The 13,162-nt window shown below is 41.9% G+C and carries 10 protein-coding genes; 6 read left to right on the top strand and 4 right to left on the bottom strand.

Features of this window, described 5'->3' with window-relative positions:
• Positions 1-12: 12 nt before the first annotated feature.
• Positions 13-885 (top strand): dihydropteroate synthase, encoded by an 873-nt coding sequence (gene folP, locus ACFOSV_RS10300; RefSeq protein ID WP_377905928.1) that lies wholly within the window; start codon positions 13-15, stop codon positions 883-885.
• Positions 882-1,757 (top strand): diadenylate cyclase CdaA, encoded by an 876-nt coding sequence (gene cdaA / locus ACFOSV_RS10295; RefSeq protein WP_377905927.1) that lies wholly within the window; start codon positions 882-884, stop codon positions 1,755-1,757. Before folP ends, cdaA begins: the two co-directional genes overlap by 4 nt.
• 40 nt (positions 1,758-1,797) lie before the next feature.
• On the opposite strand, the gene kbl is transcribed toward cdaA, so the two are convergent.
• Complete coding sequence (gene kbl, locus ACFOSV_RS10290) at positions 1,798-2,991, bottom strand: glycine C-acetyltransferase (protein ID WP_377905926.1); 1,194 nt, start codon at positions 2,989-2,991, stop codon at positions 1,798-1,800.
• Between the two features lie 146 nt (positions 2,992-3,137).
• On the opposite strand from kbl, the gene ACFOSV_RS10285 reads away from it, so the two are divergent.
• The 4 genes from ACFOSV_RS10285 to ACFOSV_RS10270 all read left to right on the top strand — a co-directional run bounded on the left by ACFOSV_RS10285 (position 3,138) and on the right by ACFOSV_RS10270 (position 9,832).
• Entirely contained in the window at positions 3,138-4,085 is a 948-nt protein-coding gene (locus ACFOSV_RS10285) for an NAD-dependent epimerase/dehydratase family protein (RefSeq protein WP_377905925.1), read from the top strand.
• Positions 4,086-4,208: 123 nt separating this feature from the next.
• Positions 4,209-6,944, top strand: a complete 2,736-nt coding sequence (locus tag ACFOSV_RS10280) for a DUF1553 domain-containing protein (RefSeq protein WP_377905924.1) — start codon at positions 4,209-4,211, stop codon at positions 6,942-6,944.
• Position 6,945: 1 nt separating this feature from the next.
• Positions 6,946-8,451 (top strand): DUF1501 domain-containing protein, encoded by a 1,506-nt coding sequence (locus ACFOSV_RS10275; protein ID WP_377905923.1) that lies wholly within the window; start codon positions 6,946-6,948, stop codon positions 8,449-8,451.
• 4 nt (positions 8,452-8,455) lie between these two features.
• Entirely contained in the window at positions 8,456-9,832 is a 1,377-nt protein-coding gene (locus ACFOSV_RS10270; RefSeq protein WP_377905922.1) for a c-type cytochrome domain-containing protein, read from the top strand.
• Here the strand turns inward: ACFOSV_RS10270 and ACFOSV_RS10265 are convergent.
• Genes ACFOSV_RS10265 through ACFOSV_RS10255 form a run of 3 tightly spaced genes read right to left on the bottom strand, consistent with a single transcriptional unit; the run spans position 9,829 to position 13,130 of the window.
• Positions 9,829-10,182, bottom strand: a complete 354-nt coding sequence (locus ACFOSV_RS10265) for a Spx/MgsR family RNA polymerase-binding regulatory protein (protein ID WP_377905921.1) — start codon at positions 10,180-10,182, stop codon at positions 9,829-9,831. The genes ACFOSV_RS10270 and ACFOSV_RS10265 overlap by 4 nt on opposite strands.
• A gap of 2 nt (positions 10,183-10,184) precedes the next feature.
• The gene (gene hemL, locus ACFOSV_RS10260) at positions 10,185-11,483 is read right to left on the bottom strand and encodes a glutamate-1-semialdehyde 2,1-aminomutase (protein ID WP_377905920.1); all 1,299 of its coding nucleotides are present in this window, start codon (positions 11,481-11,483) and stop codon (positions 10,185-10,187) included.
• A gap of 3 nt (positions 11,484-11,486) precedes the next feature.
• Positions 11,487-13,130 carry an amino acid ABC transporter substrate-binding protein gene (locus ACFOSV_RS10255; RefSeq protein WP_377905919.1) on the bottom strand — a complete coding sequence of 548 codons (1,644 nt, stop codon included), beginning with the start codon at positions 13,128-13,130 and terminating at the stop codon, positions 11,487-11,489.
• Positions 13,131-13,162: the final 32 nt, after the last annotated feature.

Raw genomic sequence — 13,162 nt, 5'->3', positions numbered from 1 at the left:
AATTTTTCAGCTTTGGATCTAGGATTAAAAATCGAAGATAAGCCATTTCCGCAAAACATTACAGTCAATCTGGGTGGAAGGTTAAGCATCTGGGATAGACCCAAAATCATGGGAGTCATTAATCTGACACCGGATAGTTTTTACGAGGGCAGCCGGACTTCTGCAAATTCAGATTTATTCAAAGAGAAAATCGGGATAATGATCCTAGAAGGAGTCGATATCTTGGATTTAGGAGGCTATAGTACGCGTCCAGGTGCAAGTGAGATTTCTATTAATGAAGAAATAGACAGGGTCATTCCTGCAATTGAGTGGATTTCAAAAGAGTTTCCCGAAACCACTATTTCAATTGATACCTTTCGGTCAAAAGTTGCAAAAGAAGCCATATGCAGTGGCGCTCATATCGTCAATGATATCTCTGCAAGTGAACTTGATCCTGAAATGATGGCGACAGTCGGCGATCTTGGTGTGCCCTATATTGCCATGCATATGCGGGAAAATCCCCAAACCATGCAGCATCACACGAGTTATGACAACATAATTCAAGATATTTTGTACTATTTCTCTGAAAAATTAGAGGATTGTAAAAAATTTGGCATTAATGATGTTATTATTGATATAGGATTTGGATTCGCCAAAACTGTAGATCAGAATTTTTATCTGCTGAAAAATCTTCAGCATTTCAAAACCCTAGACAAACCTCTGTTGGTTGGGGTTTCTAGAAAATCAATGATTTACAAAACGCTCGGAGTGGCAGCGGATGAAGCACTAAACGGTAGCACAGCTTTACATATGTATTCATTATGTCAAGGTGCGAACTTGCTGCGAGTCCATGACGTTAAAGAAGCTAAAGAAACGATAGAACTATATAAGAAACTTTACCCTTGAGCCTTTTATTCAAAATTGGATTCTTAGAAGTATCCATCGTCAGTATGATAGATATTGGCTTGGTGGCTGCATTGCTATACCAAATTTATAAGCTGCTGAAGGGAAGTGTTGCCATCAAGATTTTTTTGGGATTCCTCTCCATCTATCTGATTTATCTTCTCGTTGGAGCTCTCCGGATGGAGTTATTATCATCTATTCTGGGTCAGTTTATGGGAGTAGGTGTGATAGCTGCGATCATTATTTTTGCGCCAGAAATTCGAAAATTTCTTCTTTTGATAGGTCGATCTTCGCTTTTATCTGAAGACAATGCTCTTAAAAATCTACTTTTCTTTTGGAAGAAAAGAGAAGTGAGAAATTTCAATATTTCACCAATTGTTGATGCTGCGAAAACCCTTGCGGGAGGAAATACAGGAGCTCTGATGGTGATTTCTAAAAGTACAGAGCTCAAATTTTATGCGGAGAGTGGCGATATCTTGGACGCAGATCTTTCCAAACGTTTACTCATCTCCATTTTCAATAAATACTCTCCGCTTCACGATGGTGCTGTGATTATCCATGGAGGAAAAATCAAAGCCGCGAGATGTATTTTGCCTGTTACGGAGCGCGAGGTTCCCGCACAGTTCGGCCTACGGCATAGAGCAGGGATAGGCATGTCAGAAGCTACGGATGCCATCATCTTGATTGTATCTGAAGAAACTGGTCAGATTTCCATGGCCAAAAACGGAAAGGTGCTACACAATCTTTCCTTCCAAGATCTTCGAGAAATACTGAATGATTATCTCCACAACGTAGAAATCGATAGTAGATTTGAAAATCTTGAATCTTATGAAGCCATGAAAAAGCGAAAAATGGCAATGACTAGCAAGTCATAAAAAAGGCCTAAATTCAATTGAATTTGGCCTTTTCATTTTTTTAAACTACTCCAAGTTCTTTTCCAACTTCTATAAAAGCTGCAATAGCTTGATCCAAATGTTCTCGCTCATGACCCGCAGATATTTGAACTCGAATACGAGCTTGTCCTTTTGGAACTACTGGATAATAGAATCCGATGACATAAATCCCCTTCTCCAATAGCTTCTCTGCCATCTTTTGAGATAAAACCGCATCATACAACATTACCGGTACAATCGGGTGGCTACCTGGCTTAATATCAAAGCCTGCAGCATTCATTTTTTCACGGAAATAAGTTGTGTTGGATTCCAACTTATCCCTGAGTTCAGTGGTCTCAGAAAGTAGATCCAATACAGCTATCGACGCACCGGTGATCGAAGGTGCTAAAGTATTCGAAAACAAGTAAGGCCTAGATCTTTGACGAAGAAGTTCAATAATCTCTTTTCTACCAGAAGTGAATCCCCCAGATGCTCCTCCAAGAGCTTTTCCCAGAGTACCCGTAATGATGTCTATTTTTCCCATTACTCCACAGTGTTCATGAACTCCACGGCCTGTTTTACCCATAAATCCAGTAGAATGGCACTCATCCGACATCACTAAGGCATGGTACTTTTCTGCTAGTTCTACAATTTTATCCAACTGAGCGATTGTACCATCCATTGAGAAGACTCCGTCTGTCACAATAATTTTTTGTTGAGCTCCCTTAGCATCTGCATCCTGAAGCTGCTTTTCCAAGTCCGCCATATCATTGTGCTGATACCTGAATCGCATAGCCTTACAAAGCCTCACTCCATCAATAATTGACGCGTGATTCAAAGCATCAGAAATAATAGCATCTTCAGGACCAAGAATAGGCTCAAACACACCACCGTTTGCATCAAATGCAGCAGCATAGAGTATGGTGTCTTCGGTGTCGAGAAATTCCGAAATCTTTCTCTCTAGTGTCTTATGTATATCTTGAGTACCGCAGATGAATCGTACCGAAGAAAGTCCAAAGCCATGTGTATCAATCGTAGCCTTAGCAGCCTCGATTACCTTAGGGTGAGAAGATAGACCTAAGTAGTTGTTGGCACAAAAGTTCAACACTTCTTTACCACCGGCTATGGTAATATTTGCACTTTGAGGAGAGGTGATAATTCGCTCTTTTTTGAAAAGACCAGCCTCCTCTATTTCGCGTAACTCCTTCTCTAATTTGGGTTTTAAAGTATCGTACATAAATTAAATTGATTTCTTAAAATTCAAGGATTCCCATTTGTCAAAAATCCCTCGAGATGAACTGTTTTTTGTTAGTTTTGCCCTTGCAAACCCAAATATAAACAAAAACCCGAAGCTGTCTGTTGGGTCACTTTGAAAGCAATTTCATGGAAAAAATCTTAATTATAGGAGCTGGAGGCCAGCTCGGCTCTGAACTCACCAAAGCCTTAGCCGATCAATTTGGTGGAGACTCAGTTATCGCTACTGATTTACAAGAATCTTCACAAGCGAAATTTGGATATTGCCGGTTTGAAGCATTGGACGTAATGGATAGCGACCGCCTTCGATCCTTGGTCAAAAAGGAAAAAATCACGCAAATCTATCACCTAGCTGCTGTTCTGTCTGCAGTAGGAGAAAAAAAGCCACTTTTTGCATGGAATCTAAACATGGAAAGCCTTCTTTCTATTTTAGAAATTGCCCGCGAATACAAATTGGATAAAGTGTATTGGCCATCTTCTATTGCTGTTTTTGGATCAAATACACCAAAAGTTAACACCCCTCAGTATTGTGTGAAGGAACCCAACACGATCTATGGCATTTCTAAACAAGCGGGTGAACGTTGGTGCGAGTATTACTTCAATAAATATGGTGTAGACGTCCGTAGCCTAAGATATCCTGGATTGATTGGCTATAAATCGCTTCCGGGAGGAGGAACCACAGATTACGCCGTTGATATTTATCATAAAGCCCTAGCTGGCGAGACTTTCGATTGTTTTCTGGAAAAGGACACGTTACTCCCGATGATGTACATGCCTGATGCAATCAAAGCAACTTTAGACCTAATGAACGCCCCTAGAGAAGCTGTAAAGATTCGATCGAGCTACAATCTTGCTGCCATGACTTTTTCCCCAGAGGAGATTTACGAAAGTATAAAAAAGCATATCCGAGGATTTGAAATAGAGTATCATCCCGATTTTCGTCAAGAAATAGCCAACTCATGGCCAGATAGCATTGACGATTCACATGCCAGACAAGATTGGGGATGGAAACCTGATTTTGATCTAGACGCAATGACTAAAGATATTCTTGAAAATCTTCCAAATTACAAGTTCTAATATCATCTAAATCCCTCGATCGAATTGAGGGATTTTTTTTATCCTTTTTGAAATAGCCCTATGAAAGTCAGAATTTCTAAATACCTAAATATTTACCTATTTTGAGCTAGTTATAACATAAAAATGACTCGCTCCAGACTTGCCATACTTCTTTCTTCGGTAATTGGATTTACCCTTCTATATTTCTTTTGGAATCAAGAAGAGAAAGTGGATTTCAGCACTCAAATCAAGCCCATTCTCAATACGCATTGTATCACGTGCCATGGAGGAGTCAAAAAGAATGGTGGATTCTCACTTCTTTTTGAACAAGAAGCTCTCGCGAACACCGAATCTGGTCATCCTGCTATCATACCTGGCGATCCCAATGGGAGTGAATTGATCAAAAGACTTACCGCTTCTGATCCAGAAATTAGAATGCCCTATCAAAAGCCGCCCCTCTCTGAAGAAGAAATAAATCTTTTGAGAAAATGGATTAAGCAAGGAGCAGAATGGGGAGAGCATTGGGCTTATATCCCTGTTTCTAAGCCAAAATTACCCAATACCGCTAGCCAGGCTTCACTTGTGGATGGCCAAGTAGACCAACCAATCAAACCTATTGATATTTTTATCCAAGAAAAATTGGCCCAATTAGGACTAAAGCCCTCTCCTCAAGCTAATTTAAATTTACTCTTACGAAGGGCTGCACTTGACATTACTGGTTTGCCTCCCACCACGGAATTGATGAAGGCTGTTCAATCTGGGCAATTAGACTATGAAGACGCCGTTGAGCAACTTTTGAATTCACCATCTTATGGTGAAAAATGGGCTGCTTGGTGGCTGGATCTAGCCAGATATGCTGACACTAAGGGCTATGAAAGAGATGTCAAGCGAACCATGTGGCCATATCGAGATTGGGTAATTCGAGCTTTCAATGAAGATAAGCCCTTCAATGAGTTTACCGTTGAGCAACTAGCCGGAGACCTTTTACCTGATCCCACCATCGCCCAATTGACTGCTACAGCCTTTCATCGTAATACCATGAATAATGACGAAGGCGGCACCAACAATGAGGAGTATCGAGTGGCAGCCGTTTTGGATAGAGTCAGTACTACTTATGAAGTTTGGCAAAGTACGACCATGGCTTGTGTGCAATGCCATAGCCATCCTTATGATCCAATTCGACATGAGGAGTTTTATGAATCAGCGGCTTACTTTAATAATAGCAGAGACGAAGACACACATGATGAGGAGCCAAAACTGAGATTCTATGATCCTGAAGATCAAATGGAACTCGAAAAGGTTGTCACTTGGGTAAAAGATGAAAAAGGAGAAAATGCTGCAAGGCAAGTGAAAAATTTCCTCACTTTCCAAGAACCGAAATATGCCTCTCACATTGCCGAAGAGTATGTCAATGCTGAGCTCATTGATACTAAATGGCTAGGAATGCAGGATAACGGATCCTGCTATCTTAGAAATATAAACACACAGGGTGCAGACCAACTCCTGATGAATTACAGGTCTGGAGTTGAGGGAAGTACATTAACGATAAGAAATGGCGGTCCTGAAGGCGAAATTTTGAGCAAAATTTCGATCAATAGTTCTGGTACAAAGACCCGAACCATCCCATTCCCACGGATTGAAGGAATGAATGATTTGTACCTAGAGATGGATAGCCCAAATGCAAAACCCCAGCAAACAGCTATTACTGTGGTTTGGTTTGCCTTTGTACCCAGCCTACCTGGCAAGGAATTAAGTGGATTTCAAGCTATTCAAAATTCTTGGGATAAGCTGATCAATTCTAATCCAACCACACTCCCCATTTTGATTGAGAATCCTGCCTACATGACTCGAGAGACAAACGTTTTCGAGCGAGGAAACTGGATGATCAAGGGTGATCGGGTAAACCCATCTCTTCCTGACAACCTTAACCCAATCGAGACCGAAATTCAGAATGATCGGCTAGGCTTCGCAAAGTGGATAGTGGATAAGAAAAACCCATTAACGGCAAGAACATTTGTCAATCGGATATGGGATCAGCTTTTTGGCAGAGGAATCGTGAGTTCGCTCGAAGATATGGGAACTCAATCCGATCCGCCATCACATCCAGAATTGTTGGATTATTTGGCCTGGACAGTCATGCACGATCACGATTGGAGTATGAAAGCCCTCATTCGAGAAATTGTCACTTCCGAAACCTACAAACAAAGCTCAGCCATTACTCCAGAAATCTATTCAAAAGACCCACAGAATAAATGGTATGCTCGTGGCCCAAGATTTAGACTTTCGGCAGAACAGGTGCGAGACCAAGCTTTAGCAGTAAGTGATTTGCTGAGCAAGAAAATGTATGGAAAACCCGTGATGCCTCCTCAGCCCGAAGGAATTTGGCAGACAGTATACAACGGAGAATCTTGGGTGGAAGCTGAGGGCGAAGACAGATACAGACGTGGTGTTTACACATTCCTCAAGCGAACAAGCCCCTACCCTTCCATGGCGACTTTTGATGCTGGAAGCCGGGAAGTATGTCTAAGTAGAAGAATTGTAACAAATACACCGCTGCAGGCTTTGGTGACTCTAAATGATCCTGTATTCTTAGAGGCGGCATTTCACCTTGCCAAGGAAATGGTTGCTGAAGCACCAAATGACCCTAAAACATCCATCGCTTTCGGCTACAAGAAGCTTGTCTGGACGGAAATCTCCGAATCAAAATTAGAGGCGATGGCTTCTTTATATGCGGAAGGCCTTGAGTCTTTTCAAGCAGAACCTGAACTACTAAGTAATTTCTTCGGTATTCAAGATGAAGTGGTAAGCCCAGAGCAAGCAGCCATGTCTTTGGTGGCAAATGCTTTGTTGAATTTAGATGAATTTCTAACCAAGCCCTGATATGAATCAACTCGAAAGGCTTTTAGCAGAACTTTCGCAGCAAAAACTGCAAAACCAAACCCGAAGACACTTTCTAATGGATTGTGTAACCAAAATGGGAGGGCTTGCGATGGCTCCTTTGTTATTTGGATGCGAGCCGGGTAACCCGAAAAAACCAGCTGGATTGAACCTTTCAGAACGAGATCTGAATCCATTGGCTCCGCTACCACCACCTTTTGCCCCAAAAGCAAAATCAATCATTTATCTCCATATGGCCGGAGCTCCTTCTCAGTTGGAGCTATTTGACTATAAACCTGAACTTGTCAAATACGATGGAAAAGACTGCCCAGCATCCCTACTTGAAGGCCGTCAGTTTGCATTTATTAGAGGAGTGCCGAGTATTCTTGGGCCACAAGCCAAGTTTGCACAGCATGGAGAATCAGGGGCTTGGGTCTCTGATTATTTACCACATTTTTCTACCGTGGTGGATGAAGTTTCATTCTTAAAAGCTGTTCACACCGATCAATTCAATCATGGACCCGCTCAGCTATTTATGCAAACGGGTAGTCCAAGATTAGGAAGGCCTAGTATCGGTAGCTGGGTGACTTATGGCCTTGGAACTGAAAATCAAAATCTCCCAGGCTTCGTGGTTTTGACATCAGGAGGAAAAACTCCAGATGCCGGAAAAAGTGTTTGGGGATCTGGCTTTTTACCATCCGTCTATCAAGGAGTGCAATGTCGATCCAAAGGTGATCCCGTCCTTTACCTTCAAGACCCTGAAGGAATGACCCGAAATATGAGAAAATCAGTCATTGAGGCGATCAATGCTGCCAATGAGGAGAGCTTCCAAGATTTTGGAGATCCAGAAACTTTGGCACGAATTAACCAATACGAGATGGCCTATCGGATGCAAATCGAAGTACCTGAGGTGATGAATATCAATGACGAGCCTGAATCTATTCATGAGCTTTATGGTACCAAACCTGGTGAAGAATCATTTGCAAATAATTGCTTGCTGGCTCGAAAACTTGTTGAAAAAGGTGTTCGTTTTGTCCAGCTATACGACTGGGGTTGGGATACGCATGGCACTGCCAAAGACGTTTCAGTCGACTTTGGCTTGCGAAATAAATGCCGAGAACTCGACCGACCTGTAACAGCTTTACTACTCGATCTCAAGCAAAGAGGTCTTCTTGAAGAAACATTGGTGGTTTGGGGAGGAGAGTTTGGACGTACACCCATGCAAGAAAATCGTGAGGGTAAGGTTCAGGGTTGGAAAGGTCGTGATCATCACGGAGAAGCATTCACCATGTGGATGGCGGGTGGCGGAATCAAAAAAGGGGCTAGCTATGGGATTACCGATGATTTTGGATTTAGCGGGGTAGATGAGCGTGTATCGGTTCATGACATTCATGCGACAATCTTAGATCGCATGGGTTTCAACCATGAGGAGTTTACTTACGACTTTCAAGGTAGACCCTTCAGGCTTACTGATGTAGAAGGCCAATTGATTCAATCTATTTTAGCCTGATCAGATGGAATTCTTGTTACCCCTTTTCGGAAGGTTTCACCCACTGTTTGTTCATTTACCGATTGGCATCCTGTTCTTTGCTGTGCTTTTGATCTTCATTTCAGGGAAAGAAAAGAATTCATTTAAAGGCGTAATTCCTATCGCATTTTTGGTGGGCACATGCTTCGCTTTACTGTCCGGTATTTCCGGTTTTTTGCAATATAGATATGAAGGCTACTCTTGGGAAACTGTTCAAATTCATTTGATCCTAGGATGGAGCACTATTGCCATCTCGGCATGGCTTTATTTCCAGTTTCGGAAACAGCCCGAAATAGACAACAGATTGAGAGTTCAAAGTGCTGGGCTCTTACTGCTACTCATGGCAACTGGCCATTTTGGTGGCAATATCACCCATGGTGACGACTATCTTATCGAAGTTTTACCTCCTGGGTTAAAGGCAAGTTTAGGGTTGGAGTTTGAAGAATCAAAACCACTCCAATTACCAGAGGATAACTGGGAGGAATTGGCTTTTTATGAAGGTGCTATCCAGCCCATCCTCAATCACAACTGCACATCCTGCCACAATCCCAGAAACAGAAAAGGTGAATTAGACCTCACCACGGCCAAGGGCCTACTTTCCGGAGGAGAGAATGGAGAAGTTTTGGTTCATGGAAATTTAACCAATAGCGCACTTTTTGCCCGGCTGGTCTTGCCCAAAGAAGATGAGGATCACATGCCTCCTAAGGAAAAGAGACAGCCTAAAAAGGAAGAAATCGAATTAATTAAAACATGGATTGAAGGCGGTGCATCAATGGAAAAAACTCTAGGAGAAGCGAAAGTACCAAGTAGCTTGGTCTCGGCTTTTTTTGAAAGGGAAGAGATTCCATTTTATCCAGAAACTACTTTGGGAAAAGTATCAGAAGATAGCATTTCAAAAATTCGTGAAAGAGGATTTTTCATTGAGAATATCTCATTGGCCAGCCCCTTATTTCGGGTTAGCTGTCTCAACTTCCCAGACTTTCAAGATCAAGATTGGAGCTATTTAGATCGTATATCCAGTCATATTACCTATTTGGACCTAAGCGAAACCAAAGCATCCTCCAAAATTCTTGAATCCCTTCAGACTTTAGAAAACCTTACCATACTCAAATTGAATAGTCTCCCTCTTTCGGGTGAGAATCTTGAGCTACTGATCAATAACCAGAACTTGAAAATTATTTATCTGAATTCAAGCAACATCAGTATTGAAAACCTGAGGCTTTTAGACGGTCACCCATCTCTAGAAAAAGTCTATGCATTTAAAACCCCGGCCTCCAGCCAAGAGAAAGTCAAACTTTCTTTTGAATTGGAAACCGGGGATTTCATGTTACCAAAATTGGCAACTGACACGATTGTTTACTAAGAAATCTTCGAAGAGATAACCTCCTCATCAAAACCAAGCGAAAGGGAACCATCTCCATAAACAATCACTGGACGCTTTATCATACTTGAACTTTCAATCAAAATCGGCAAAGCCGTCTCCTCTTTCTCTAAAGCTACTTTTTGCTCATCGGACATTTTTCGAAAAGTCGTGCCTTTCTTATTCACCAAGCTAGAAAGCTCTGTCTTTTCGAGAAAGCTTTTGAGCAATTCTTTGGTAGGTTTTTGCTTCTTGTAATCAATGAAATTGAAATCCACTCCTTTTTCCTGAAGAAAGTCAAAAGTCTTCTTCATGGTGTTGCAATTCTTTATGCCGTAAACGGTTACTGCCATTTTTATTGATTTTTATGAATTTCTTGAATACTTGATTTGTGTGCGGTGACGATAGTTTCGATCAACTCATCAGTCAGCGCTGTAGAAAGGAAAAGGCTCTCAAATTGGCTTGGTGCCAAATAAACACCGCGATGCAGCATTGCCTGAAAATACTTCCCAAACATCCCTGTATTTGCTTTTTTTGCCGTTTCAAAGTCATGAATTTCTTCATTAGTGAAAAACAAGGAATACATGCTTCCAAGTAGGTTTATGGTGTAATCTAGCCCTAACTCCTGATTTACTTTGCCGATTCCGTCGGTCAGTTTTTGCCCAATTTCATTCAATCGAGTGTACACTTCTGGATGGCTGTTCAAATGATTCAACATAGTCAATCCAGCTGCCATAGCGATAGGATTACCAGAAAGCGTACCTGCTTGATAAACTGGCCCCGAAGGTGAAACAAACTCCATGATTTCCTTCTTACCTCCGTAAGCTCCCACTGGCATTCCTCCACCAATGATTTTTCCGAGGGTAGTCATATCAGGTGTCACCCCGAAAAGCTCCTGAGCACCTCCTTTGGCAAGTCTAAACCCTGTCATGACTTCGTCAAAAATTAAGACAATTCCTTCCCGAGTACAAATGTCTCGAAGGCCTTGCAAGTAGCCCTCGTTGGGAAGACAAAGCCCCATATTTCCAGGTACTGGCTCCAAAATAAGAGCTGCTATTTCCCCTCGATTTGCTTCAACTAGCTTCTCAATGGCTTCTAAATTATTGTAAGGCGCAAGCAGGGTGTCTTTTGCTGTTCCTTTGGTCACCCCTGGCGAATCAGGATCACCCATAGTCATCGCTCCCGAACCTGCTGCAATCAAAAATGAATCACCGTGGCCGTGATAATGGCCTTCCATCTTGATGAATTTATCTCTTCCGGTATATCCTCTTGCAACTCGGATGGCAGACATGGTCGCCTCCGTTCCAGAATTCACCATTCTCACTTTCTCCACGGAAGGTACCATGGAGACGATCAATTCGGCTATTTCTACTTCTTTGGCAGTAGGAGCACCAAAAGAAGTCCCCTCCTCCATCGCTTTAATCACAGCCTCACGAATCATCGGATGATTATGCCCCAAAATCATAGGACCCCAGGAATTAATCAATTCGATATACTGATTGCCATCCTCATCATAGAGATAGGCTCCATTTGCTTTTTTGATAAAAAGTGGATTTCCTCCCACTGCTTTAAAGGCTCTCACAGGAGAATTAACCCCTCCGGGTATAAAATTTTGTGCTTCGTTAAAAAGCCGCTTACTCTCAGAAATATTCATTGGTTAGTTTAGTGGTTTCAGTTCGCCCATTTCCAATTTGAAGACGGGGACATATTGATTGGAATTACTGTTTTGGAAATTGAAGCCCCAAGACAATCTCCCATTTTGAAATGCGGCTTGATCTAGGTTCTTCCTAAAGTCAAACCCTTTGGAGTCGGATAGGTTTGCCGCCACCCAGTAAACCAACTCTCGGCCAGTGGATGCATTTACGCTAGGATATATACTGTATCGCTCATAAAACCCGTTTCTAAAGTTTTGCATTGCCTCCCCCATGAAGTTGACCGAATTATTTCCAATAAAATAGAAATTGGGAAACTCAAGCATTTCAAAATTGGTGAAGTTAAATCCTAGCCATGAGTCCATCACCAAAATGGGTACAGTCGAAGTCACGGATTCCATCAGGAAAAATGCCGGCTGGGAAATATTTGGGTTATCAGTCAGCAGAATTACCTGATTGGCATCTACAGCCACACTATCCAAACTAGATCGAATGCCAATTCCTTGCAAAAAGTCTCGAATATTATTCGGGGTAACACGCTCATTCCTCACGATTTTAAATCCCTCCTCAGGCAGTCTTTGTGATAAAATCTCCGCCAATCTGACATCACGCGAACTCCCACCAGAACCTATGGCTACCGAATCGCCCCAATTTTGCTTTTTCAAAGAGCTCACAATCCCCTCTGCCAAATACTCTACTGAAGGCCTAAAAAGATATGTGAATTTTCGATTTTCAAATCGATCAGCAAGATTTGAAAGAGGATGAACCATTGGTATTTGTTTGCTTTCAGCAAACGCACTGACCAACTCAACTTCATCCGGATAGATTGGTCCTAAAATAATGTCAGACCTACTCAATACCGGGTCATTCAATATTTGTTGAACCTGATTAAGATCTCTCTTCGTGTCAAATGTCCTGACATTGATTTTTACACCTTGAGCCTTCAACGCTTCAACCCCTAAATCTATCCCTTCATACAATTCGTAGACAAAGCCATCGGTAGCAATTTCGCTCGATCCATTACCAGTGAATGGAAGCATCACCGCAATATCCAAAATCAAGTCTCTAGCCAAAGGGTCATTAGCATTTTGGGCATTCAATTCAAAGAATGCCGCTCGCTCTGTGGCTGAAAGAACCGTTGAGGAAGAAAGTACTACTCTCAGCGCACCCCGGTAGCCTCCATTTTCCTTAAATTCATCCAAATTAGAAACCAGAAAACTCGGTGTAGCAGCTTTTAGATTTTCAAAGCTAGCATTCTCGGCTTTCTTTAAAATTTCTTCATCTTTAATCTCCTTAATCAAGCGCAGAGCCTCAAGATTCTGATCATTTCCAAAATACGCCAAAGAAAGAAGGTACTTGGACTCGTTTTGATTTTTCCAAGATTTAGAAGCAAAAGGCTGAAGAATGGGAATCGCCTTGGAATATGCCTGCAATCCAAGCTGTGCCTCCGCCAAATGATATGCAGAATAATCCGCCAATTGGCCATAGGAACTGGCATCTAAGTATTTTTGAAAAACGGGGATAGCAGCCACATAATTTTTTGCTTGCAACTGATTCAAAGCATTTTGATAATCTACCGGAACCGAATTTTGAGACTGGGCCGAAAGGCCAAAACATATCAAGAAAATAAGTACAAGAATTCTTCTCATGGAGGGGAAGCTAAAAGGATGTTGCAATTCAA

Origin of the sequence: Algoriphagus namhaensis, assembly GCF_042649705.1 — a bacterium.
In the GTDB taxonomy this organism is placed as follows: domain Bacteria; phylum Bacteroidota; class Bacteroidia; order Cytophagales; family Cyclobacteriaceae; genus Algoriphagus; species Algoriphagus namhaensis.
Note: the sequence above shows the minus strand (reverse complement) of the source record. Positions and strands in the feature narration are given on the sequence as shown.

What these genes read in the sequence shown, in the direction of transcription:
- kbl (WP_377905926.1), bottom strand. Translation starts at nt 2,991, where the DNA reads ATGTACGATACTTTAAAACCCAAATTAGAGAAGGAGTTACGCGAAATA.
- ACFOSV_RS10285 (WP_377905925.1), top strand. Translation starts at nt 3,138, where the DNA reads ATGGAAAAAATCTTAATTATAGGAGCTGGAGGCCAGCTCGGCTCTGAA.
- ACFOSV_RS10280 (WP_377905924.1), top strand. Translation starts at nt 4,209, where the DNA reads ATGACTCGCTCCAGACTTGCCATACTTCTTTCTTCGGTAATTGGATTT.
- ACFOSV_RS10275 (WP_377905923.1), top strand. Translation starts at nt 6,946, where the DNA reads ATGAATCAACTCGAAAGGCTTTTAGCAGAACTTTCGCAGCAAAAACTG.
- ACFOSV_RS10270 (WP_377905922.1), top strand. Translation starts at nt 8,456, where the DNA reads ATGGAATTCTTGTTACCCCTTTTCGGAAGGTTTCACCCACTGTTTGTT.
- ACFOSV_RS10265 (WP_377905921.1), bottom strand. Translation starts at nt 10,182, where the DNA reads ATGGCAGTAACCGTTTACGGCATAAAGAATTGCAACACCATGAAGAAG.
- hemL (WP_377905920.1), bottom strand. Translation starts at nt 11,483, where the DNA reads ATGAATATTTCTGAGAGTAAGCGGCTTTTTAACGAAGCACAAAATTTT.
- ACFOSV_RS10255 (WP_377905919.1), bottom strand. Translation starts at nt 13,130, where the DNA reads ATGAGAAGAATTCTTGTACTTATTTTCTTGATATGTTTTGGCCTTTCG.